Raw genomic sequence first — 22,746 nt, 5'->3', positions numbered from 1 at the left:
GGATCACATCCCGGCGATCAGCTTCTCCACCCGGTCGTCCACCGCACGGAACGGGTCCTTGCACAACACGGTGCGCTGCGCCTGGTCGTTGAGCTTGAGATGGACCCAGTCGACGGTGAAGTCCCGGCGCTGCTCCTGGGCCCGCCGGATGAAGTCGCCGCGCAGCCGGGCCCGAGTGGTCTGCGGCGGGACGGACTTGCCCTCGAAGATCTTCAGGTCGTTGGCGACCCGGGCGGCCTGGCCCTTCCTCTCGAGCAGGTAGTACAGGCCACGACGCCGATGGATGTCGTGGTAGGCGAGGTCTATCTGCGCGACCCGCGGGTGCGACATGGTCATGTTGTGCTTGGCCCGGTACCGCTCCAGCAGCTTGTACTTTATGACCCAGTCGATCTCGGTGTCGATGCGGTCGAGGTCCTCGGCCTCGATGGCGTCCAGCGTGCGGCCCCACAGCTCCAGCACCCGCTCGACGGTGCCGGTGCGGATGCCGCGGCGCTCGCAGAAGTCCACCGCCTTCTCGTAGTACTCCCGCTGCACCTCCAGCGCCGACGCCTCCCGGCCACTGGCCAGGCGCACCTTGCGACGCCCGGTGATGTCGTGGCTGACCTCGCGGATCGCCCGGATCGGGTTCTCCAGGGTCAGGTCCCGCATCACCGTGCCCGCCTCGATCATGCGCAGCACCAGGTCGGTGGCGCCGACCTTGAGCAGCATGGTCGTCTCGGACATGTTCGAGTCGCCCACGATCACGTGCAGACGCCGGTAACGCTCGGCGTCCGCGTGCGGCTCGTCGCGCGTGTTGATGATGGGCCGGGAGCGGGTCGTCGCCGAGGAGACGCCCTCCCAGATGTGCTCGGCCCGCTGGCTGACGCAGTACACGGCACCGCGCGGCGTCTGCAGCACCTTGCCCGCACCGCACAGCAACTGCCGCGTCACCAGGAACGGAATCAGGATGTCCGCGAGCCGCGAGAACTCCCCGTGCCGGGCCACGAGGTAATTCTCGTGGCAACCGTAGGAGTTGCCCGCGGAGTCGGTGTTGTTCTTGAAGAGGTAGACGTCGCCCGCGATTCCCTCCTCGTGCAGGCGTCGTTCGGCGTCCACCAGGAGTCCTTCGAGAATGCGCTCGCCCGCTTTGTCGTGGGTGACGAGCTCGATCACGTTGTCACATTCGGGTGTCGCGTATTCCGGATGTGATCCCACGTCGAGATACAGGCGGGCCCCGTTGCGCAGAAAGACATTGCTGCTGCGGCCCCATGACACGACACGGCGGAAGAGGTACCGCGCCACCTCGTCAGGCGACAGGCGGCGCTGTCCCCTGAACGTGCACGTGACGCCGTACTCGTTCTCCAGCCCGAAAATGCGGCGGTCCATGACTGAACATTACGCCTGATGACCCGAACTGAAACGGGGTTCGACGGCACGGTTTGGATCATTTTCCGATGAAGCCGCAACCACCGCCGCCCGCGCGGGAGCTGCGAGGACCCGCCCGGTGCCCGCCAGCACCAGCAGCGAGACACACCCCGCCGCCCCCGGCACCGCGAAGCCCCACAGCGCCCCGCCGTGCTCCACGACGGGCCCCGCGAGACCGGTACCCACCGAGGCACCCACCGTGAACGTCGTCACCAGCCACGAGAACGCCTCCGTCACCGTGCCGCGCGGCGCGTGCACGTCGACGAGCACGAACGCGCAGGCGATGCACGGCGCGAGGAAGACACCCGCGAGCACCGTCAGCAGCACCATGGCCACCGCACCCGGCATCAGCATCAACGGCAGGTAGCAGACCGCCAGCAGGGCCACCAGGACCCGCAGCCGCCGCGCCGGCTCACCCGTCCACCGCCGCGCCCCGTAGACGGCTCCCCCCACCAGCGCACCGAGCCCCAGTGCCGCCATCAGCCACCCGTACACGGCGTCGCCCCCGTGCTCGTCGGCGTACGGCACCGAGGCCACCGTGATGGACCCGAGCGCCATCCCGATGAACAGGAAGGCCCCCAGCAGCGCCAGCAGCCCGCCCGAACGCAGCGCGCCCAGCCAGTGCGCCTCCCGGGGCGCCGAGCGCCACGCCCGCGAGGGCGGCGACACGACCACGGACAGCGCGCCCAGCACACCGACACCGTTCAGCGCCAGCAGCGCCGCCTGCGGCGACCACAGCGACACGCACACCGTCACCAGCAGCGGCCCGACCGTGAACATGACCTCCTGCGCCACGGCGTCCATCGCGTACGCCGTGTGCACCTGGTCCTCCTCGCCCAGCACACTCGGCCACAGCGCCCGCAGTCCGCCCTCCAGCGGCGGCGTGAACAGCCCCGCGGCGCCCACGGACAGATACGCGAGCGCGGTAGTCCCGGTGCCCGCGAAGGCGAACACGGCCATCGCCAGCGCCGACAGCACCGCGGCCGGCAACTGCACCCGCGGCTGCCCGTGCAGGTCCACCAGCCGCCCCAGCACCGGCTGCCCCACGGCATTGGCCACGCCGTACACCGCCGCCAGCGCCCCCGCCAGGCTGTACGAGCCGCCCTCGGCCCGCACGAACAGCACGATCGCGATCGCCGCGGTGGCGTTCGGCAGCCGCCCGACCAGCGTGCCGACCAGCAGCCGCACGGCATGCCGCGCCCGGAGAATGTCCAGATACCCGGCGACCACGACCCACCTCCTTGTCCTCGGTCCAGCAAGTGTTACGTATAACGTCCGTCGCCATACGTACCATGTCGCCAGTTCCGCAGTCCAGACGAAAGCGCAGGCGAACGGTGGCACGAGGCAGCACCCGCCCCACCAGCCGGGACGTCGCCCAGGCCGCCGGCGTCTCCCAGGCGGCCGTCTCCCTGGTCCTCGGCGACAAGTGGCGCGGCCGCGTCTCGGAACCGACGGCCCAGCGGGTCCGCGACGCCGCGTCCGAACTCGGCTACCGCCCCAACCTCGCCGCCCGCAACCTGCGCCTCGGCCGCACCCGCACCGTCCTGCTGGTCGTCCCCGCACTCACCACCGAGTTCTTCGCGGAGGTGTACACCGGCGCCGCGCGCGTCGCCGCCGAGCACGGCTTCGGCGTGGTCCTCTACCCCTCACCCGAAGGCGTGGGACCCGCCCGCGATCCCTTCGCCTCCGCACAGGCCGCCCTGGACGGCGTCATCGCCTCCTCCATGGCCGCCGACGCCCTCTCCGCCATCCGGGGCGACCAACTCCCCCTCGTCATGCTGGACAGCGACCCCGAGGGCAGCCTGGGCGCCGCGACCGTCAACCTCGACATCGCCGACGGCATCCGCCAGGTCGCCGAGCACCTGCTGGCCCTCGGCCACCGCAGCTTCCTCCACCTCGCCGCGGACATCCCGTCCTGGACCTTCGAGGTACGCGCCCGCGAACTCGCCACCCGCCTCACCGGCGTCCCCGGCACCGAGCTGCGCACGATCCGGGCGCCCATCTCGATCGAGGGCGCCCTGAGGGCCACCGAAGCCGCCCTCGCCGCGCCCGGACCCCGGCCCACGGCGCTGGTCTGCGACGACGACAAGCTGGCGGCCGGCGCCTACAAGGCCATCCGGCGCGCCGGACTCCGCGTCCCCGACGACCTCTCCGTCACCGGCCTGGACGACCTCGGCCTCGCCACCGCCATCGACCCCGAACTCACCACCGTCCGCCTCGACGCGGAGGCCTTCGGCGAACGGGGCATGCGCGCACTGCTCGCGGTACTGGAAGGCAGGCCCCCCGAGAAGGGGGACCTGCCGGTCAGCCTGGTGGTGCGGGGGTCCACGGCCCCGCCGCGCTGAGGTGAGCCCAGGTGGTGTGCCTACTCCTCGTCCGACCCGGACTCGGACTCGCCCGCCTCGGGCGACTTGCCGACGTCGTCCCCCGCACCCGCACCGGAATCCAGCAGCCGCGACAGCTGGCCGCCCACGATGCGCTTGAACTTGCGCTGCTGCGGACGCGTCCGGTCCAGCACCGCGACCTCCAGCCGCTCCGCCGGAATCTCCCGCTCGGTCCCGTTGGTGTCGCGGGACAGCGCCTGCACCGCCAGCTTCAGCGCCTCGGCCAGCGTCATGCCGTCCCGGTGCCGCTGGTCCAGATACCCGCTGATCTGCTCCGCGTTGCCCCCGACCGCCACCGAGCCGTGCTCGTCCACGATCGAACCGTCGTGCGGCAGCCGGTAGATCTGGTCGTTCTCCGGACTGTCACCGACCTCCGCGACGACCAGCTCCACCTCGTACGGCTTCTCGGCCTGGCTGGAGAAGATCGTGCCCAGCGTCTGGGCGTACACGTTCGCCAGACCGCGCGCCGTCACGTCGTCCCGGTCGTAGGTGTAACCCCGCAGATCGGCGTAGCGCACGCCACCGATCCGCAGATTCTCGTACTCGTTGTACTTGCCGGCGGCCGCGAAGCCGATCCGGTCGTAGATCTCGCTGAACTTGTGCAGCGCACGGGACGGATTCTCACCGACGAACACGATGCCGTCGGCGTACTGCAGCACGACCAGGCTGCGGCCACGCGCGATGCCCTTGCGGGCGTACTCCGCCCGGTCCGCCATCGCCTGCTGAGGAGATACATAGAACGGCGTCGACACCGGTTATCCGTCCCTTCCTGTCGAAATCACTGGACCACCTGACAACGAAGAACCGCGCCCGCTACAGGAGCGCGGCCCGCGGGCCGTCGGGCTGCTCGAGCCGCGCCCGCAGCACCGAGCCGGCCAGCTCCGCGGCCTCGTCCTCACCGAGCCGACGGAAACCGTCCTCGGTGATCACAGTGATGATCGGATAGATCCGGCGGGCGACATCGGGACCACCGGTCGCCGAGTCGTCGTCAGCCGCGTCGTACAGCGCCTGCACCACGAGCGTCGTGGCCTGCTCCTCGGTCAGGTCGTCACGGAACAGCTTCTTCATCGCACCGCGCGCGAAGACCGAGCCCGAACCCGTGGTCGCGTAGTTCCGCTCCTCGGAACGGCCACCCGTCACGTCGTACGAGAAGATGCGACCCCTGCCCCGGTCCACGTCGTACCCGGCGAACAGCGGCACCACGGCCAGTCCCTGCATCGCCATGCCCAGGTTGGACCGGATCATCGTCGACAGACGGTTCGCCTTGCCCTCAAGGGACAGCTGCGCACCCTCGACCTTCTCGAAGTGCTCCAGCTCCAGCTGGAACAGCTTCACCATCTCCACGGCCAGACCCGCGGTGCCGGCGATGCCCACCGCCGAGTACTCGTCGGCCGGGAAGACCTTCTCGATGTCCCGCTGGGCGATCATGTTGCCCATGGTGGCCCGCCGGTCACCGGCCAGGACCACACCGCCGGGGAACGTGACCGCGACGATCGTGGTGCCGTGCGGCGCCTCGATGACGCCCTGCACCGGCGGCAGCTGCCGGTTGCCCGGGAGCATCTCCGGCTGGTGCTCCCCGAGGAAGTCCATGAAGGAGGAGGACCCGGGCGTCAGGAAGGCAGCCGGTAGACGCCCGGTGCTACGAGTGTTGGCTTCCACGCGATTCCTTCCACGTAAGCGGCAGCCCGCCTTATGGCATCGGGCCGGTCCTTGAACTGCCCCAGCGCAGCGTTGCAGCTGAAGCACAGTACGCCACGGACCCTACCCGTCTCGTGGCAGTGATCCACATGTGCGGCAGGAGCGGCAAGACATATGCAGCAGACGCCGCCCTGATCGGCGATCAACTGATCGCGCTCGGCCTCGGTGAGGCCGTAGTGACGCTTCAGGTGACCTTCCCGCCCCTGGATGGCTCGGCATGCCTTGCAGCGGGTCGCCAGGCCGTCAGAAGCGGTCGCGTTGCGGTGCCACTCGCTGTGCGGCTTCGTCTCGCCACAGCTTCGGCAGTGCTTGTGCCCCTCGGGGGCATCCACCCTGGGTCGGACTTTCTTTCCCTTGGCCAGTTGGCGGGCCTGGTGGTACTCCGCCACGCATGTACGGCAATAACCCTGCAGGCCGTCACGCGCAGCTCGGTTGGCGGCGAAGGCCGCTCGCGGTCGGGTCTCCCCGCACCGCGAGCAGCGCTTCTCCGTTTGCCTCTCCCGCACTCACCAACCCCCAAAGCCGACCTTCATTTCGAAGGCGAAAGCGGCCTACTGGCCACCCTTCTGGACGAAGGAGCGCACGAAATCCTCGGCATTCTCCTCCAGGACATCGTCGATCTCGTCCAGGACGGAGTCCACGTCGTTGTTCAGCTCCGCCTGGCGTTTCTTGAGGTCCTCCGATGCCTGCGCGTCCTGCGCCTGCTCCTCGACCTCCTCGGTGGATCGTGTGGCCTTCTGCTGCCCGCCGCCGGTGTCCTTGGTCGCCATAACCCTCACCCCGCTCGGTTCGCCCGACACAGTTGCTCGGTCAAGATCAGACCCTACAAGTCTGGTCCGACATCGGCCCCGCACTTCCTCCAACGTACGGGGGCCCTCTCCATGGTTCCCGGACCTGGGATATTCCACCCTGTCCGACTGCTTACTCCCCGGTTTCCGTTCGGCCCGCTCACCCGCCGGCCAGGACCCTGACCAGGTCTTCCGCCGTACGGCAGCGGTCCAGGAGCTCCTTGACGTGATTACGCGTTCCGCGAAGCGGTTCCAGGGTTGGGACCCGCTGGAGCGAGTCCCGGCCCGGCAGATCGAAGATCACCGAGTCCCAGGAGGCCGCCGCGACGTCGTCCGCGTACTGCTCCAGACAGCGCCCGCGGAAGTAGGCCCTGGTGTCCTCCGGCGGCTTCGTACGGGCCCGCTCGACCTCGTTCTCGTCCAGCAGGCGCTTGATGCGGCCGCGGTCCACCAGTCGGTTGTAGAGGCCCTTGTCGGGCCGTACGTCGGCGTACTGGAGGTCGACGAGGTGCAGCCGCGCGGCGTCCCAGTCGAGGTTGTCGCGGCGGCGGTAGCCCTCCATGAGCTCCCGCTTGGCGACCCAGTCCAGCTCGCCGGCGAGGCTCATCGGGTCGTTCTCGAGCCGGTTGAGGGTGTCCTCCCAGCGGCCGAGGACGTCCTTGGTCTGGTCGTCGGCATCCGCGCCGTACCGCTCCTCGACGTACTTGCGGGCCAGCTCGTAGTACTCCATCTGGAGCTGTACGGCGGTCAGTGTGCGGCCGCTGCGCAGGGTGACGAGGTGCTTGAGCGTCGGGTCGTGCGAGACCTGGTGGAGGGTGCGCACGGGCTGGTCGACGGCGAGGTCGACGGCGATGAAGCCGTCCTCGATCATGGAGAGGACCAGGGCCGTCGTGCCCAGCTTCAGGTACGTCGAGATCTCCGACAGGTTGGCGTCGCCGATGATCACGTGCAGGCGGCGCCATTTCTCGGCGTCGGCGTGCGGTTCGTCGCGGGTGTTGATGATGGGGCGCTTCAGCGTCGTCTCCAGGCCGACCTCGACCTCGAAGTAGTCGGCGCGCTGGCTGAGCTGGAAGCCGTGCTCGTGGCCGTCCTGGCCGATGCCTACGCGGCCGGCGCCGGTGAAGACCTGGCGGGAGACGAAGAAGGGCGTCAGGTGGCGCACGATGTCCGAGAAGGCGGTTTCCCGCTTCATCAGGTAGTTCTCGTGCGTGCCGTAGGAGGCGCCCTTGTTGTCGGTGTTGTTCTTGTAGAGGTGGATGGGCTGGGCGCCGGGCAGCTGGGCGGCACGCTCGGCGGCCTCGGCCATGATGCGTTCGCCGGCCTTGTCCCACAGGACGGCGTCGCGCGGGTTGGTGACTTCCGGAGCGCTGTATTCGGGGTGGGCGTGGTCGACGTAGAGCCGGGCTCCGTTGGTGAGGATGACGTTGGCGAGGCCGATGTCCTCGTCGGTGAGCTGGCTGGAGTCGGCGGCCTCGCGGGCGAGGTCGAAGCCTCGCGCGTCCCGCAGCGGGTTCTCCTCCTCGAAGTCCCAGCGGGCCCGGCGGGCCCGGTGCATCGCCGCCGCGTAGGCGTTGACGATCTGGGACGAGGTGAGCATGGCATTGGCGTTCGGGTGGCCGGGGACGGAGATCCCGTACTCCGTCTCGATGCCCATTACTCGCCGTACGGTCATGCGGCCCTCCTTGCCCGGCAGCGCCCGTAGTGGGCGCAGCTCAAGTACCGCTGGCGCTCCGATGCGTGTGCGGTGCCCGTCCCCGCACTGCGCGACTCGGCGGTATGGAAGAGCCTAGAACGCCTTTGCGCTGGCGGGGAGATCATTTGCGTCATTGCCTTGCTCCAGCCGGGGCTCCGGAAAACAGTCGGCTGCGGGTACCCATTGAGGGGACCCGCAGCCGCCCCGCCTTTTACAGGTACTGACCGGTGTTCGCCACCGTGTCGATGGAGCGTCCGGTGTCCGCGCCCTGCTTTCCGGTGACGAGCGTACGGATGTACACGATCCGCTCGCCCTTCTTTCCGGAGATGCGGGCCCAGTCGTCGGGGTTGGTGGTGTTGGGCAGGTCCTCGTTCTCCTTGAACTCGTCCACGCAGGCCTGGAGGAGGTGGGAGACGCGGAGGCCCTTCTGGTTCTTGTCGAGGAAGTCCTTGATCGCCATTTTCTTGGCGCGGCCCACGATGTTCTCGATCATGGCGCCGGAATTGAAGTCCTTGAAGTAGAGGACTTCCTTGTCGCCGTTGGCGTAGGTGACTTCCAGGAAGCGGTTCTCCTCGGATTCGGCGTACATCTGTTCCACCGCCGTCTGGATCATGCTCTGGACGGTGGCCGCCTTGTCCTTCTCGTGCTCCGCGAGGTCGTCGGAGTGGAGGGGGAGGCGTTCGGTGAGGTACTTGCCGAAGATGTCCTTGGCCGCTTCGGCGTCCGGACGTTCGATCTTGATCTTCACATCGAGCCGGCCGGGCCGCAGGATGGCGGGATCGATCATGTCCTCGCGGTTGGAGGCGCCGATCACGACCACGTTCTGCAGGCCTTCCACACCGTCGATCTCGGCGAGCAGCTGCGGGACGATGGTGTTCTCCACGTCCGAGCTGACGCCGGAGCCGCGGGTGCGGAAGAGGGATTCCATCTCGTCGAAGAAGACGATGACGGGGGTGCCCTCGCTGGCCTTCTCACGGGCCCGCTGGAAGACCAGGCGGATCTGCCGCTCGGTCTCGCCGACGTACTTGTTGAGGAGCTCGGGGCCCTTGATGTTGAGGAAGAAGCTCTTGCCGGCGGCCTGGCCGGTGACCTCGGCGACCTTCTTGGCCAGCGAGTTGGCGACGGCCTTGGCGATGAGCGTCTTGCCGCATCCGGGGGGCCCGTAGAGCAGGACGCCCTTGGGCGGGCGCAGCTCGTGCTCCCGGAACAGGTCGGGGTAGAGGTAGGGGAGCTCGACCGCGTCGCGGATGGCTTCGATCTGTCCGCCGAGGCCACCGATCTGCTCGTAGCCGATGTCGGGGACCTCTTCGAGGACGAGTTCCTCGACCTCGCTCTTGGGGACGACCTCGTATACGTAGCCGGAGCGGGGTTCGAGCAGGAGGGCGTCGCCGGGGCGGATGGTGAGTCCGCGCAGGGGCTCGGCGAGCCGGACCACCCTTTCCTCGTCGGTGTGGCCCAGTACCAGGGCGCGCTCGCCGTCCTCGAGGATCTCCTTGAGGGTGACGATGTCGCCGACGCTCTCGTACTCCATGGCCTCGACCACGTTGAGTGCTTCGTTGAGCATCACTTCCTGGCCGCGCCGGAGCTCGTCGAGCTCGACGCTCGGGCTGACGTTCACCCTGAGTTTGCGGCCGCCGGTGAAGATGTCGGCGGTGCCGTCCTCGTTGGCCTGCAGGAAGACGCCGAAGCCGGCGGGCGGCTGGGCCAGCCGGTCGACCTCTTCCTTGAGGGCCACGATCTGGTCGCGGGCCTCGCGGAGTGTGCCGGCGAGTCGCTCGTTCTGGGCGGACACGCCGGCCAGGTTGGTCTGCAGTTCGACGATCCGCTCTTCGAGAATTCTCGTGTGTCGCGGAGATTCGGCGAGCTTGCGTCGCAGGACGGCGATCTCCTGCTCAAGGTAGGCCACCTGCCCGGCCGGGTCCTCGGACCCGCGTCCCGGGCGGATGCCGCGGTTCATGTCGTCGTCGTGGGCTGCCACGGTCCTCACCTCCTCCAAGGGGAGCTGGACGCTTCCAGACCCTACCTGGGTGGGTGTCGATTGAAACCCCTAGATCACAAAGACTGTCGGGGTGTGTCCGATCTTCACCCTTGCGCTCTCCCTCACGCCAGGGGAATACCCACGGAACGTGGGGGGAACCCCGGCGGGGGTAGGGTCGAAGTGTTCAACACCCGTCAGAGCTGGCCGGATTCCCGAAGGGCTCGAGGCAGGAAACGGCAGGAGAAATGAGCGTGCAGCAGGAGGCCGGAGTCGGCGGCGAGGCTCTGGAGGTCTGGATCGACCAGGACCTGTGTACCGGTGACGGCATCTGCGCCCAGTACGCACCCGAGGTGTTCGAGCTGGACATCGACGGTCTGGCCTATGTGAAGGGCGCGGACGACGAGCTGCTGCAGGCCCCGGGGGCGACAACGCCCGTGCCGCTGACGCTTCTCACGGATGTGGTGGACTCCGCGAAGGAGTGTCCGGGCGAGTGCATCCACGTGCGTCGTGTTTCGGACAGGGCCGAGGTCTACGGCCCGGACGCAGAGTGACCAAAATGTGACTTGGCGCGTACGTTCCGTGACCGTTGTCTGGTGTGTCACACCGGCTGTCCCGGCGGTACCGGGAGTGCCGGTCACACGGTGCGTGCCTGTGAGGGCGTGTCGCTGACGAACGCGCCGTTCTTCCACTGCCACTTCACGTCGTCCGTGACGTCGGGGCAGCAACTGGGCACGTCGGTCGACGAGTAGCCGAGCAGGGTGGCGCGGACGACGCCGTCGCGCACGGCGAGTTCGGTGGCCGTACGGCGCTCCTTGGGGTCCACGAGGGTGGCCACGACGCGGGCCTTGCCACCGTCGGTGCTCCGGGTGAGGACGTACACGCCGTCGGGCGGTGTGCCCATGGGGGCGTCGCAGTGCACGACGGCCACGGTTTCGGGGCGGCCGTCGCCGTCGAGGTCCCCGGAGGCCTTCTTCTGCACCACGGCCTTGACCGGGCCGCACTCCAGGGGGAAGGCCACGCCGGCCGGGTCGGGCGGCGCGATCTGGGCCGGTGCGCTCCGGGGAGCGGGCGCCGTCTTGTCGGCGCTCTGGGCCGCCGTCGCGGCGTCGGGCTGGAGGACCGAGGACAGGGCGACCACTGCGGCGACGGCCGTGGCGGTGGCGACCCAGTGGATCGGCCGCGTGTGGGTGTGCGAGAGGTCCGGAACGGCGGGGTGCTGCACGAGGAGTGTCTCCTGTGAGGGCTGTGCCGGTGGGGGTGGCCAGCATCGTGCCACACGTCACAGTGCGGGGGAACGGCGGGGTGGGTACTCGTTCCGGTTCCCGTGCGGGCGCATGTCCCGTCGGGTGGCCGCCGTCAACGTACAGACGCCGTGGCGGAGTTCCGGCAGCGTCCCGGAACTCCGCCACGGCGTCTGTACGTTGTACGCGGCACGGGCCGCCTCAGCGGCCGGAGCCTCCGCCGGCGTTGGGGCCGTCGTAGTCCTCGCCGTAGGCGCCCTTGGCGGGGCGGCGGCGGCGCATGGGCGGCTCCACGCCGTCGGCGAGGCGGCGGGCGGTGAGCAGGAAGCCGGTGTGGCCGATCATCCGGTGGTCGGGGCGGACGGCGAGGCCCTCCACGTGCCAGTTGCGGATCATGGTCTCCCAGGAGGTCGGCTCGTTGAAGCAGCCGATCTCGCGGATGGACTCGACGGTCCGGGCGAGCTGGGTGGTGGTCGCGACGTAGCAGCACAGGATGCCGCCGGGCACGAGCGCCTTGGAGACGGCCTCCAGGCACTCCCACGGCGCGAGCATGTCGAGGATGACGCGGTCGACGTCGGCGTCGGACAGGTTGTCCTGGAGGTCGCCGACGGTGAGCTGCCAGGCGGGGTGCGGGCCGCCGAAGTAGCGCTGCACGTTCTGCTGGGCGATCTCGGCGAAGTCCTCGCGGCGCTCGTAGGAGTGCAGCATGCCCTGGTCGCCGATGGCGCGCAGCAGGAAGCTGCTGAGGGAGCCGGAGCCCACGCCGGCCTCCACGACGCGTGCGCCGGGGAAGATGTCGGCGAAGGCGAGGATCTGCCCCGCGTCCTTCGGGTAGACGACGGCTGCCCCGCGGGGCATGGACAGGACGTAGTCGGGGAGCAGGGGGCGCAGCGCGAGGTAGGCGACGTTCCCGGTGGTGCGGACGACGCTGCCCTCGGGTGCACCGATCAGTTCGTCGTGGGGGAAGGAACCCTTGTGGGTGTGGAAGTTCTTCCCGGCCTCGAGCGTGAACGTGTAGTGGCGGCCCTTGGGGTCGGTCAGCTGAACCTGGTCCCCGACCTTGAAGGGCCCGCGCCTGCGGGCGGCACCGGTCGGTTCGGACATGTGACCAGCCTACCGGTCCCGGGCGGGGCCGCCGACCACCGCCGGTGGAGGGCGGTGCTCAGGAGGGGCGGGCCATGGCCTTGACGAAGGCGCGTTCCACGTCGGCGGCGGACAGGACGCCGTAGATCTCGCCGGTCTCCTCGACGACGAGGTACTCGGTGGCCGGGTTGGCGCGCAGGGCGTCCAGGAGCTCCTCGCCGGACAGCTCGGCGGAGACGCGCATGCCGTCGGTGAGGTCCTGGGCGAGGGTGCTGACCGGTACCCAGGGGCGGCGGTGCTCGGGTACGCCGACGATGGCGGCCTCGCGGACCAGTGAGGCGGGGGTGCCGTCGGCGTCGACGACGACCAGGGCGCGGGCGCCGGAGGCGTTGGCGCGGCGCAGGGCCTCGGACAGGGGGGTGTCGGCCTGGACGGGAACGGCGCGCCGGGTGAGGGCGCGGGCGCGCAGTTCGGGGAGGTGTTCGCGCAGGCGGGCCATGCGGAGGCTGTTTCCGGCGCCGGTCCAGATGATCGCGGCGAGGATGGCGGCGAGCAGGGCGTCCATGACCGTGTCCATGCCGACGTCGTCGGCGGACTGGCTGCCGAGCGACTGGGTGAGCAGCGGCAGGCCGATCAGTACGGCGATGGCGAGGGCGCGGCCGACCCAGGCGGCGGCGACGGTGCCGCTCATCGGCTTGCCGGTGATCTTCCAGACGACGGCGCGGAGCATGCGGCCGCCGTCGAGGGGGAGGCCGGGCAGCAGGTTGAAGACGGCCACGATGAGGTTGGAGACCATCAGGCCGGCCAGCAGCACCCCGGCAACGCTGTCGGGCTCCACGGGCAGCAGGGCCGCGTAGAAGATCCCGGAGAGGACGAGGGAGAGCAGGGGGCCGACGAAGGCCAGCACGAATTCACGGCCGGGGGTTTCGGCTTCCTTCTCGATCTCGGAGACGCCGCCGAAGAACTGGAGCTGGATGCGGCGGACGGGGAGCTTGAAGCGGAGGGCGGCGACGGTGTGGGCCAGCTCGTGGACGAGGACGGAGGCGTAGAAGGCGACGGCGAAGAACAGGGAGACCAGGTAGCGGGCGGCGCCCAGCTCGGGCAGCACGCGGTCGAGCTGGCCGCCGAACACCCAGGTGATCAGGGCGGCGACCAGGAACCAGCTGGGGGCGACGTATACGGGCACGCCGAAGGGCCGGCCCATCAGCAGACCGCCGCCGGGCTCCGGTCGGCGCCGCGGGGGTCGTCCCGGCCCGTCCCCGCCGCGGGTGTGGGCCTCGGCGCGGTGGCGTGGGGCTTCGGAGGGACGGTCGCCGTCCGACGGCGTTCTCGACGGGGCGCTCGTGTCGCGCTCGCCACCGGCGCCCGGGCCCGGTTCCCCGGTCGCGGCATCCGGGGCGTCGCGGCCGGGCCCGTCGTGTGCGGCGGCGGTCGCATCGGGGGTCTCCCCCGGTCCGGGAGGCGTCCGCTCCTGCGGACCCGGGGTGTCGGGGCTCGGGGTGTCGGGGCTCGGGGTGTCGGGGTCCGGCGCTCCGCCCCCGGGCGTCTGGGGGCCCGTGGCGGTCGGACCCGTGTCCGTCGGTCCGGTGGGCTCCGGTCGTCCGGCGTCGGCGGGGTCGTCGGCGGCCGGGGCCGTGGGATGTGCCCGGGGTCCGGCCGACTCGTCGTTGCCGGACCGCGGCTGCCCGCTCCCGCCGCTCACGTCCACGGTGTCCCCTCGTTCGAAGCGTCTCCCGCCTGCCGGACGGGAGGGTCTCGTGTCGATGGTATGCGTCCCTCCCCGCCCGTTTCGCCCCGGCACCCCTGTGCTTCCCCTCCGTCACACGGGTCACGCCCGCGGGCTGGGTCGCTGTCAGTGGCCGGCCGTAAGGTCTGTGGACATGGAGACGAGTGCGGAGGATGTCGCGGAGGACGCCGGCGGACCTGCCCGCCCGGCGGCGGCTGTGGTGGACCAGGCGGAGGCGACGGTGGAGTCGGCGGCCTTGGTGGCGGGTCCGACGGCCGCGGCCCCCTCGCCCGTGCCCGTGCCGATACCGCCCGCCTCGCTCTCGCCCTCCAGGGCCGGCGATTTCATGCAGTGCCCGCTGCTGTACCGGTTCCGGGTCATCGACCGGCTGCCGGAGAAGCCCAGCGAGGCGGCGACCCGGGGCACCCTGGTGCACGCGGTGCTGGAGCGGCTCTTCGACGCCCCGGCGGCCGAGCGGACGGCGCCGAGGGCGAAGGCGCTGGTCCCCGGGCAGTGGGACCGGCTGCGGGAGAGCAGGCCGGAGGTCGGTGAGCTGTTCGCGGACGATCCGCAGGGCGAGCGACTGGCGCAGTGGCTGACCGAGGCGGAGCGGCTCGTCGAGCGCTGGTTCACCCTGGAGGACCCGAGTCGGCTGGAGCCCGCCGAGCGGGAGCTGTTCGTCGAGGCCGAGCTGGACTCCGGGCTGCGGCTGCGCGGCATCATCGACCGGGTCGACGTGGCCCCCACCGGCGAGGTGCGGATCGTCGACTACAAGACGGGCAAGGCGCCCCGGCCGCAGTACGCCGAGGGCGCGCTGTTCCAGATGAAGTTCTACGCGCTGGTGGTGTGGCGGCTGAAGAAGGTCGTCCCGCGGCGGCTGCAACTGGTCTATCTCGGCAGCGGTGACGTGCTCACGTACGACCCGGTCCTGGCCGACCTGGAGCGGGTCGAGCGCAAGCTGCTGGCGCTGTGGGAGGCGATCCGGCTGGCGACCGAGACGGGTGACTGGCGACCGCGCCCCACCAAGCTGTGCGGCTGGTGCGACCACCAGGCGCACTGTCCGGAGTTCGGCGGCACTCCCCCGCCCTACCCGCTGCCGGTGAGGGCGCCCGGCTCCGGCGTCGTCGAGCAGGGCAGAATGGGGCCGGACTAGCGAGAAGGAGACTTACGTGGCCATCCGCGTCCTACTGGTCGACGACCAGCCGCTGCTGCGCACGGGCTTCCGGATGATTCTGGAGGCGGAGCAGGACCTCGCGGTCGTCGGCGAGGCCGGAGACGGCCTCCAGGCGCTCGACCAGGTGCGGGCGCTGCAGCCCGATGTGGTGCTGATGGACATCCGCATGCCGCGGATGGACGGAGTGGAGGCGACCCGGCAGATCACCGGGCCCGAGCGGGACGGCCCGGCGAAGGTGCTGGTGCTGACCACGTTCGACCTCGACGAGTACGTGGTCGAGGCGCTGAAGGCGGGCGCCAGCGGCTTCCTGCTCAAGGACGCCCCGGCCAACGAGCTGGTGCAGGCGATCCGGGTGGTGGCGAACGGCGAGGCGATGCTCGCGCCGAGCATCACCCGGCGGCTGCTCGACAAGTACGCCACGCACCTGCCCTCCGGGGACGAGCCGGTGCCGGACACCCTGCACACGCTCACGGACCGTGAGGTCGAGGTGCTGAAGCTGGTGGCCCGCGGGCTGTCCAACGCGGAGATCGCCGCGGACCTGTTCGTCAGCGAGACCACCGTCAAGACCCATGTGGGGCACGTGCTGACCAAGCTGGGTCTGCGGGACCGGGTGCAGGCCGCGGTGTACGCGTACGAGAGCGGACTGGTGCGTCCCGGCGCGCAGTAGCCGCTCCCGGCGGCACGGCCACGCCCGGCCCGCGCACAGCACGATCCGAAGGGCGCCTTCCTCCGACGACGGGAGGAAGGCGCCCTTCGGGCTTGTCAGGTGCCGGCGTCAGCCGCTCACGCCCCGGCCCAGCTCCCACAGCTGGAGCGAGGAGGAGGAGTTGAGGAGGTAGGCCGTGCCGGTGACGTCGTCGCGGGTGGCGACGTACTGCTTGCCCTGCCACAGCGGGATCAGCGGGACGTCCTTGGCGGTGAGGTCCTGGATCTTGGTGAGGCTGTCCACCGCGGAGAGCCGGTCGGCCTCACTGCGGGAGGCGGGGATCAGGTCGTTGATGATCTCCGAGTTGGCGTACGGGATGTTGAGGGTGTTGCCCTTGTCGAGGAACGGCGCGATGAAGCTGTCGGCGTCCGGGAAGTCGGGGAACCAGCCCATTCCGAAGACGTCGTACTCGCGGTTCCGCTCCGCCTTGTGGAACTTCTCCCAGAGCGTGCCCTGGATGTCGACGTCGAACAGACCGCTGTCGTTGAGCTGCTTCTGGAGGTGCTCGAACTCCGGCTTGGTCGCGGCGCCGTAGTGGTCCGTCGTGTAGTGCAGCGTCAGCTTGACCGGCGTGGTGATGTTCGCGTCCTCCAGCATCGCCTTCGCCTTGGCGACGCTGGGATCACCGTACTTGTTGAAGAACGAGTTGGAGTGGCCCGTGATGCCGGCCGGCACCATCGAGTACAGCGGTTCGGCCTGGGATCCGTAGACCGCGGAGACGAGTTCGCTGCGGTTGATGAGCTGGGCCATGGCGGCGCGGACGGCCTTGTCCTTGACCGAGGTGGCGTCCGTGTTGAAGGCGAGGTAGCGGATCTCGAGTCCGGCCACCTCGACCAGGCCGACGTCGCCGTCCGTGGCCTTGGACAGGTTCTGGATCTGTTCCGGCGTCATCGCGCGGGTCATCACGTCGATGTCGCCCTTGTCGATGGCGTCGCCCATGGCGTCGGCGTCGGCGAAGGACACGAGTTCGACCTTGCTGTTGTTCACCTTGAGACTCCCCTTGTAACGGGGGTTCTTGGTGAACACGGCCTTGGTCATCTTGTTGCCCTTGACCTCGGCCTTCATGGTGTACGGGCCCGAGCCGGTCAGCTCGAAGCCGTCGCGCACCTTGTCCTTCGCGTAGTCGGCCGGGTTGACGATGCCGGCGACCGGCGTCGACAGCTTGAACGGGAAGATGGCGTCGGCGGTGTTGAGGTGGAAGATGACCTCGCGGTCGCCCTTGGTCTCGACCGTGTCCACGGTGGACAGGATCGACGCCACCTCGGTGTCGGCATTGATCTTCCGGACGCGTTCGATGGAGTACTTCACGTCCTCGGCGGTGACCGGGTCGCCGTTGGCGAACTCCAGGCCGTCGCGCAGGGTGCACGCGTAGCGCTCGTTGCCGGTGTCGGTGAACCCGCACTGCTCGGCGGCCTCGGGCACGGGTTCGCCGTCACCGCGGGGCATCACCATCAGCGTCTGCGAGGTCTGGCGCATGATGTTCCAGGCGCCGACGTCGTAGGCGTACGCCGGGTCGAAGGGCGCGGTGATCTCTTTCGAGACGTTGAACCCGTCCGTGGTGCCGACGACGATCGCATCCCCGTCGCCGCTGCCGCTGTCCGATCCGCCGCAGGCGGCGAGCACCGGCGCGAGCAGGCCGACGACGGCCGGCAGCACCAAAGTCTTGCGGTTCATGCTCGAGTTTCTCCAGAGCTGTCGGTCCGTGTATCCGGCATGCAGGGGGTGTCGCGGCGGATCACGGGGATAGTGGCCGATGTTCTCGCGACGAGATTAGTCCGCGCCCGCACGGGCGCTCGCAGCCACCGGAGTTGAGGGCTCATCACGGAGCGAAACCGGGTGTGGACACACCGAAAACCCGACAGTGGAAGGATTCGTGCAGGGTTTCACCAATCAGGACACAAAGACCCCTCGACAACGTTCGCCATGCAGGGAGCAGCACACGCCCTCACCCTTGTCGACCCCCGGTGAGGTGGCGAACATCACAGTGGGACTTCGGCCGTCGCTGCTGGAATTCGGCCATCCAAGGCGGCGGAAATGGTGGGTGAACAACCGTCGGTCCGCGCCGGGCGGCCCTTCCCCGAATTGCCGCGCTAACGCCGCCGCACGCTCCGTGTACGGCTAGCGCATTTGTGTCATCAGGCCGCGCAGAAATGTCAGGTCGACCTCTTCCAGGGAGGCGACCACCGTGCGCCGGGCGGCCGGGGTGATGGGTGCGACGGAGGGCACGGCCACGACGTGGCAGCCGGCGGTCTCGGCGGCGGCGACGCCCGTCGCGGTGTCCTCGACGACGGCGCACCGGGCCGGGTCCACGCCGAGTCCGGCCGCCGCGGCCAGGTACGGGTCGGGGTGGGGCTTGGTGCGCGGCACCTCGTCGCCGGCGACGGTGAGGGCGAAGTGCTGGGGGCCGAGCGTCTTCAGGACACGGTCGATGATGCGCCGGTGCGAGGCGGAGACCAGGGCCGTGGGGATCTCGTGCGCGGACAGCTCCGCGAGCAGCCGGGCGGCGCCGGGCATGAGCGGCAGGTCGCGGCCGATGCGCTGCTCGAAGCCGTCGTTGAGCAGGACGCTGAGTTCGGCGAAGGTGATGTCGGCGCCGGTGGCCTCGATCAGGAAGCCGGCGCTGCGGGTCATGGGGCCGCCGACCACGACGTGGCGCCAGGAGTCGTCGAGAGTGTGGCCGAGGGAGGCGAAGACCTCCGTCTCGACGTCCCACCAGAAGCCCTCGGTGTCCACCAGGGTGCCGTCCATGTCGAGGAGCACGGCCTGCAGGGCTGAGCCTTCGGCCGTACGGGTTCCGAGTGCGGGGACCGTACTGGTCATCCACGTACCTCCTTGAGGGACGATCAGGCCGGCTCCCACGAAGGGAGCCGGCCTGCGGTGGACCGACCAGTGTACGTCGTGCGGGACCCGAACGCCTGGTGAGGCCCGGGAGGCCCGGCGGGGCCTCAGCGGGCGTTGAAGTACTTCGCCTCCGGGTGGTGGATGACGATGGCGTCGGTGGACTGCTCGGGGTGGAGCTGGAACTCCTCGGAGAGGTGGACGCCGATGCGCTCGGGCTCCAGGAGCGCGGCGATCTTCGCGCGGTCCTCCAGGTCCGGGCAGGCGCCGTAGCCGAGGGAGAAGCGGGCGCCCCGGTACTTGAGGGCGAACATGTCCTCCATGTCGGCCGGGTCCTCCCCGGCGAAGCCGAGTTCGGAGCGCACGCGCGCGTGCCAGTACTCGGCGAGGGCCTCGGCGAGCTGGACCGACAGGCCGTGCAGTTCGAGGTAGTCGCGGTAGGCGTTGGCCTCGAACATCCGGGCGGTCTCCTCGCCGATGCGGGAGCCGACGGTGACGACCTGGAAGCCGACGACGTCGACCTCGCCGGACTCCTCCGGGCGGAAGAAGTCGGCCAGGCACAGCCGCCGGCCGCGGCGCTGGCGGGGGAAGGTGAAGCGGGTGCGCTCGTTGCCGTCGTCGTCCAGGACGATCAGGTCGTCGTCCTTGGAGACGCAGGGGAAGTAGCCGTAGACCACGGCCGCCTCCAGCAGGTTCTCCGTCTGGAGCCGGTCGAGCAGGCCGCGCAGCCGCGGCCGGCCCTCGGACTCGACCAGTTCCTCGTAGGAGGGTCCCTCGCCGGTGCGGGCCTGCTTGAGGCCCCACTGGCCCTTGAAGAGTGCGCCCTCGTCGAGCCAGGAGGCGTACTCCTTGAGCTGGATGCCCTTGACGACGCGGGTGCCGCGGAAGGGGGGCTCGGGGACGGGGTTGTCGGTGGCGACGTCGGAGCGGACGTGCCCCTCCTCGGGACGCTCGTCGATCTCCACGGTGGCGGCCCGCACCCGGCGCTGCCTCAGCTCGGGCAGCTGGGCGCCGGGCACGCCTCGCTTGATGCCGATGAGCGCGTCCATCAGGCGCAGGCCCTCGAAGGCGTCGCGGGCGTAGCGGACCTCGCCGTCGTAGATCTCGTGGAGATCCTGTTCGACGTAGGCCCTGGTGAGGGCCGCGCCGCCGAGGATGACGGGGTAGTCGGCGGCGAGCCCGCGCTGGTTGAGCTCCTCCAGGTTCTCCTTCATGATCACCGTGGACTTGACCAGGAGGCCGGACATGCCGATGACGTCGGCCCGGTGCTCGTCGGCGGCCTCCAGGATCGCGGAGACGGGCTGCTTGATGCCGAGGTTGACGACGGTGTAGCCGTTGTTGGACAGGATGATGTCGACGAGGTTCTTGCCGATGTCGTGGACGTCGCCGCGGACGGTGGCCAGCACGATGGTGCCCTTGCCGTCGTCGTCGGTCTTCTCCATGTGCGGCTCCAGGTGGGCCACCGCGGTCTTCATGACCTCGGCGGACTGGAGCACGAACGGCAACTGCATCTGGCCGGATCCGAACAGCTCGCCGACCACCTTCATGCCGTCGAGCAGGGTCTCGTTGACGATGTCGAGCGCCGGGCGCTGCTGGAGGGCCTCGTCCAGGTCCTGCTCCAGGCCGTTCTTCTCGCCGTCGATGATGCGGCGCTTGAGGCGCTCCTCCAGCGGGAGGGCGGCCAGTTCCTCGGCCTTGGAGGCCTTCAGCGACTTGGCGGTGGCGCCCTCGAAGAGCTGCATCAGCTTCTGCAGGGGGTCGTAGCCCTCGCGGCGGCGGTCGTAGATCAGGTCGAGGGCGGTGGTGACCTGTTCCTCGTCGAAGCGGGCGATCGGCAGGATCTTGCTCGCGTGCACGATCGCCGAGTCCAGGCCGGCCTTGACGCACTCGTCGAGGAAGACGGAGTTGAGCAGGATGCGGGCGGCCGGGTTGAGGCCGAAGGAGATGTTCGACAGGCCGAGCGTGGTCTGCACGTCCGGGTGGCGCCTCTTGAGTTCCCGGATGCCCTCGATGGTGGCCAGGCCGTCCTTGCGGGACTCTTCCTGGCCGGTGCAGATGGTGAAGGTCAGACAGTCGACGAGGATGTCCGACTCGTGGATGCCCCAGTTGCCGGTGAGGTCCTCGATCAGCCGTTCGGCGATCTCGACCTTCTTCTCGGCGGTGCGGGCCTGGCCCTCCTCGTCGATGGTCAGCGCGATCAGCGCGGCGCCGTGCTCCCGGGCCAGCTGCGTGACGCGCGCGAACCGGGACTCGGGGCCGGCGCCGTCCTCGTAGTTGACCGAGTTGATCACCGCGCGACCGCCCAGCTTCTCCAGGCCGGCCCGGATGACGTCGACCTCGGTGGAGTCCAGCACGATCGGCAGCGTGGAGGCGGTGGCGAAGCGGCCGGCCAGCTCCTCCATGTCGGCGACGCCGTCCCGGCCGACGTAGTCGACGCACAGGTCGAGCATGTGCGCGCCCTCGCGGATCTGGTCGCGGGCCATCTCGACGCAGTCGTCCCAGCGGCCCTCCAGCATGGCCTCGCGGAACTTCTTCGAACCGTTGGCGTTGGTGCGCTCGCCGATGGCCAGGTAGGAGGTGTCCTGGCGGAAGGGCACGGTCTGGTAGAGCGAGGCGGCGCCGGGCTCGGGCCGCGGATCGCGCGCGGTGGGGGCGGTGTCCCGGACCCGCTCGACGACCTGGCGCAGGTGCTCGGGGGTGGTGCCGCAGCAGCCGCCGACCAGGGACAGGCCGTACTCGCGGACGAAGGTCTCGTGCGCGTCGGCCAGCTCGGGCGCGGTCAGGGGGTAGTGGGCGCCGTCCTTGCCGAGGACGGGCAGGCCGGCGTTGGGCATGCAGGTCAGCGGGATGCGGGAGTGCCGGGCGAGGTAGCGCAGGTGCTCGCTCATCTCGGCCGGGCCGGTCGCGCAGTTCAGGCCGATCATGTCGATGCCGAGCGGCTCCAGCGCGGTGAGCGCGGCGCCGATCTCCGAGCCGAGCAGCATGGTGCCGGTGGTCTCGACGGTGACGGACACGATGACCGGCAGGTCCAGGCCCAGGGCGTCCAGGGCGCGCCGGGCGCCGAGCACGGAGGCCTTGGTCTGGAGCAGGTCCTGCGTGGTCTCCACCAGCAGTGCGTCCGCGCCGCCCGCGACCAGGCCCTCGGCGTTGCGCTGGTAGGCGTCGCGCAGGACGGTGTACGGGGCGTGGCCGAGGGTGGGGAGCTTGGTGCCGGGGCCCATGGAGCCCAGCACCCAGCGCTGCCGGCCGTCCCGGGCGGCGAAGTCGTCGGCGACCTCGCGGGCGACGCGTGCGCCGGCCTCGGACAGCTCGTGGACGCGTTCGGGGATGTCGTACTCGCCGAGGGCGGAGTGGTTGGCGCCGAAGGTGTTGGTCTCGACGCAGTCGACGCCGGCCGCGAAGTACTCCTCGTGCACGGAGCGGACGATGTCGGGCCGGGTGAGGTTCAGGACCTCGTTGCACCCCTCCAGCTGCTGGAAGTCGTCCAGCGTGGGGTTCTGGGCCTGGAGCATGGTGCCCATGGCGCCGTCGGCGACCACCACGCGGGTGGCGAGGGCCTCTCGGAGGGCGGACACGCGGGTGCGGGTGTCGGCGGGCGGGGTGGATGGCGACGAGGCCATGAAAGGGCTCCCTAGGATGCGACGGCTGTCGGCTTTGCCTCTGCCCGGTGCCGCCCGTCGTGGACGTCCCCGGGGAGAACGCACGCCGCCAGCGTAGCCGGGACCGGGGGCCGATGGTCAGGGCGTCCACGAGACGGACGAGGATGGCGGGGCGAATACCCGCCGAACGGGCGAGCCCCCCCTCCCGGAGCGTCACCGCGACGGCGGTGGCCCGCGCGGCGCGCCCGTCCGGCGCACGCGCGGTGCGCGGGCCCGGTCCGGACGCCCGTGGTCGTCGCGAGGTGGCCGAAGTGCAACAGTTGCCCGCTGACCATTAGGGCCTGTTGCGAAAGTGCTGGTCACAGCCATTCATTGATGGCTGCGACCAGCACGGTCGCTTCGTAGCGGACGGCGAGTTTGTCGTACCTCGTGGC

18 protein-coding genes are annotated in these 22,746 nt (G+C 70.0%); 4 read left to right on the top strand and 14 right to left on the bottom strand.

Features of this window, described 5'->3' with window-relative positions:
* Positions 1 to 3 precede the first annotated feature (3 nt).
* Together pafA and IE94_RS0130735 are read right to left on the bottom strand one after the other, a co-directional pair.
* Positions 4 to 1,365: a Pup--protein ligase gene (gene pafA / locus IE94_RS0130740; protein ID WP_030190785.1), complete on the bottom strand. Its 1,362-nt coding sequence runs from the start codon at positions 1,363 to 1,365 to the stop codon at positions 4 to 6.
* A 9-nt stretch (positions 1,366 to 1,374) separates the two neighbouring features.
* On the bottom strand, positions 1,375 to 2,634 hold the full coding sequence (locus IE94_RS0130735) for an MFS transporter (protein ID WP_030190784.1): 1,260 nt from the start codon (positions 2,632 to 2,634) through the stop codon (positions 1,375 to 1,377).
* A 104-nt stretch (positions 2,635 to 2,738) separates the two neighbouring features.
* On the opposite strand from IE94_RS0130735, the gene IE94_RS0130730 reads away from it, so the two are divergent.
* Positions 2,739 to 3,749, top strand: a complete 1,011-nt coding sequence (locus IE94_RS0130730; RefSeq protein ID WP_030190780.1) for a LacI family DNA-binding transcriptional regulator — start codon at positions 2,739 to 2,741, stop codon at positions 3,747 to 3,749.
* Between the two features lie 20 nt (positions 3,750 to 3,769).
* On the opposite strand, the gene prcA is transcribed toward IE94_RS0130730, so the two are convergent.
* The 6 genes from prcA to arc all read right to left on the bottom strand — a co-directional run bounded on the left by prcA (position 3,770) and on the right by arc (position 9,945).
* Positions 3,770 to 4,540, bottom strand: a complete 771-nt coding sequence (prcA, locus tag IE94_RS0130725; RefSeq protein ID WP_030190777.1) for a proteasome subunit alpha — start codon at positions 4,538 to 4,540, stop codon at positions 3,770 to 3,772.
* Positions 4,541 to 4,601: 61 nt separating this feature from the next.
* Complete coding sequence (gene prcB, locus IE94_RS0130720; RefSeq protein WP_030190774.1) at positions 4,602 to 5,447, bottom strand: proteasome subunit beta; 846 nt, start codon at positions 5,445 to 5,447, stop codon at positions 4,602 to 4,604.
* Positions 5,399 to 5,992 (bottom strand): endonuclease VII domain-containing protein, encoded by a 594-nt coding sequence (locus tag IE94_RS0130715; protein ID WP_030190771.1) that lies wholly within the window; start codon positions 5,990 to 5,992, stop codon positions 5,399 to 5,401. The genes prcB and IE94_RS0130715 overlap by 49 nt, the downstream gene beginning before the upstream one ends.
* Before the next feature lie 45 nt (positions 5,993 to 6,037).
* Positions 6,038 to 6,256: a ubiquitin-like protein Pup gene (locus IE94_RS0130710; protein ID WP_030190769.1), complete on the bottom strand. Its 219-nt coding sequence runs from the start codon at positions 6,254 to 6,256 to the stop codon at positions 6,038 to 6,040.
* 178 nt (positions 6,257 to 6,434) lie between these two features.
* The gene (dop, locus tag IE94_RS0130705) at positions 6,435 to 7,946 is read right to left on the bottom strand and encodes a depupylase/deamidase Dop (protein ID WP_342450766.1); all 1,512 of its coding nucleotides are present in this window, start codon (positions 7,944 to 7,946) and stop codon (positions 6,435 to 6,437) included.
* A gap of 232 nt (positions 7,947 to 8,178) precedes the next feature.
* Positions 8,179 to 9,945 (bottom strand): proteasome ATPase, encoded by a 1,767-nt coding sequence (gene arc, locus IE94_RS0130700; protein ID WP_030190765.1) that lies wholly within the window; start codon positions 9,943 to 9,945, stop codon positions 8,179 to 8,181.
* A 245-nt stretch (positions 9,946 to 10,190) separates the two neighbouring features.
* Between arc and IE94_RS0130695 the strand changes: the two genes are divergently transcribed.
* On the top strand, positions 10,191 to 10,496 hold the full coding sequence (locus IE94_RS0130695) for a ferredoxin (RefSeq protein WP_030190763.1): 306 nt from the start codon (positions 10,191 to 10,193) through the stop codon (positions 10,494 to 10,496).
* A gap of 83 nt (positions 10,497 to 10,579) precedes the next feature.
* Here the strand turns inward: IE94_RS0130695 and IE94_RS0130690 are convergent, their stop codons facing one another.
* The 3 genes from IE94_RS0130690 to IE94_RS0130680 form a co-directional block, all read right to left on the bottom strand.
* Complete coding sequence (locus tag IE94_RS0130690) at positions 10,580 to 11,167, bottom strand: hypothetical protein (protein ID WP_030190761.1); 588 nt, start codon at positions 11,165 to 11,167, stop codon at positions 10,580 to 10,582.
* A gap of 220 nt (positions 11,168 to 11,387) precedes the next feature.
* The gene (locus tag IE94_RS0130685; protein ID WP_030190757.1) at positions 11,388 to 12,290 is read right to left on the bottom strand and encodes a tRNA (adenine-N1)-methyltransferase; all 903 of its coding nucleotides are present in this window, start codon (positions 12,288 to 12,290) and stop codon (positions 11,388 to 11,390) included.
* A 58-nt stretch (positions 12,291 to 12,348) separates the two neighbouring features.
* Positions 12,349 to 13,977 carry a site-2 protease family protein gene (locus IE94_RS0130680; RefSeq protein WP_030190755.1) on the bottom strand — a complete coding sequence of 543 codons (1,629 nt, stop codon included), beginning with the start codon at positions 13,975 to 13,977 and terminating at the stop codon, positions 12,349 to 12,351.
* Positions 13,978 to 14,149: 172 nt separating this feature from the next.
* Here IE94_RS0130680 and IE94_RS0130675 point away from each other — a divergent pair, with 172 nt between their 5' ends.
* The gene (locus tag IE94_RS0130675; RefSeq protein ID WP_030190752.1) at positions 14,150 to 15,148 is read left to right on the top strand and encodes a RecB family exonuclease; all 999 of its coding nucleotides are present in this window, start codon (positions 14,150 to 14,152) and stop codon (positions 15,146 to 15,148) included.
* Positions 15,149 to 15,164: 16 nt separating this feature from the next.
* Complete coding sequence (locus IE94_RS0130670) at positions 15,165 to 15,836, top strand: response regulator (protein WP_003977171.1); 672 nt, start codon at positions 15,165 to 15,167, stop codon at positions 15,834 to 15,836.
* Positions 15,837 to 15,944: 108 nt separating this feature from the next.
* Here the strand turns inward: IE94_RS0130670 and IE94_RS0130665 are convergent, their stop codons facing one another.
* The 3 genes from IE94_RS0130665 to metH all read right to left on the bottom strand — a co-directional run bounded on the left by IE94_RS0130665 (position 15,945) and on the right by metH (position 22,333).
* Positions 15,945 to 17,549 (bottom strand): ABC transporter substrate-binding protein, encoded by a 1,605-nt coding sequence (locus tag IE94_RS0130665; RefSeq protein WP_030190750.1) that lies wholly within the window; start codon positions 17,547 to 17,549, stop codon positions 15,945 to 15,947.
* Between the two features lie 444 nt (positions 17,550 to 17,993).
* Positions 17,994 to 18,695 carry an HAD family hydrolase gene (locus IE94_RS0130660; RefSeq protein ID WP_030190748.1) on the bottom strand — a complete coding sequence of 234 codons (702 nt, stop codon included), beginning with the start codon at positions 18,693 to 18,695 and terminating at the stop codon, positions 17,994 to 17,996.
* Between the two features lie 125 nt (positions 18,696 to 18,820).
* The gene (gene metH, locus IE94_RS0130655) at positions 18,821 to 22,333 is read right to left on the bottom strand and encodes a methionine synthase (RefSeq protein WP_030190746.1); all 3,513 of its coding nucleotides are present in this window, start codon (positions 22,331 to 22,333) and stop codon (positions 18,821 to 18,823) included.
* Positions 22,334 to 22,746: the final 413 nt, after the last annotated feature.

Source organism: Streptomyces violaceorubidus (assembly GCF_000717995.1).
GTDB classification, from domain to species: Bacteria; Actinomycetota; Actinomycetes; order Streptomycetales; family Streptomycetaceae; genus Streptomyces; species Streptomyces violaceorubidus.
The sequence above is the reverse complement of the archived record's forward strand: the minus strand, read 5'-3'. Positions and strand labels throughout refer to the sequence as shown.

Excerpts from the sequence above, each read along its gene's own strand:
- pafA (WP_030190785.1), bottom strand. The coding sequence starts at position 1,365 with ATGGACCGCCGCATTTTCGGGCTGGAGAACGAGTACGGCGTCACGTGC.
- IE94_RS0130710 (WP_030190769.1), bottom strand. The coding sequence starts at position 6,256 with ATGGCGACCAAGGACACCGGCGGCGGGCAGCAGAAGGCCACACGATCC.
- dop (WP_342450766.1), bottom strand. The coding sequence starts at position 7,946 with ATGACCGTACGGCGAGTAATGGGCATCGAGACGGAGTACGGGATCTCC.
- IE94_RS0130695 (WP_030190763.1), top strand. The coding sequence starts at position 10,191 with ATGAGCGTGCAGCAGGAGGCCGGAGTCGGCGGCGAGGCTCTGGAGGTC.
- IE94_RS0130685 (WP_030190757.1), bottom strand. The coding sequence starts at position 12,290 with ATGTCCGAACCGACCGGTGCCGCCCGCAGGCGCGGGCCCTTCAAGGTC.
- IE94_RS0130675 (WP_030190752.1), top strand. The coding sequence starts at position 14,150 with ATGGAGACGAGTGCGGAGGATGTCGCGGAGGACGCCGGCGGACCTGCC.
- IE94_RS0130665 (WP_030190750.1), bottom strand. The coding sequence starts at position 17,549 with ATGAACCGCAAGACTTTGGTGCTGCCGGCCGTCGTCGGCCTGCTCGCG.
- IE94_RS0130660 (WP_030190748.1), bottom strand. The coding sequence starts at position 18,695 with ATGACCAGTACGGTCCCCGCACTCGGAACCCGTACGGCCGAAGGCTCA.
- metH (WP_030190746.1), bottom strand. The coding sequence starts at position 22,333 with ATGGCCTCGTCGCCATCCACCCCGCCCGCCGACACCCGCACCCGCGTG.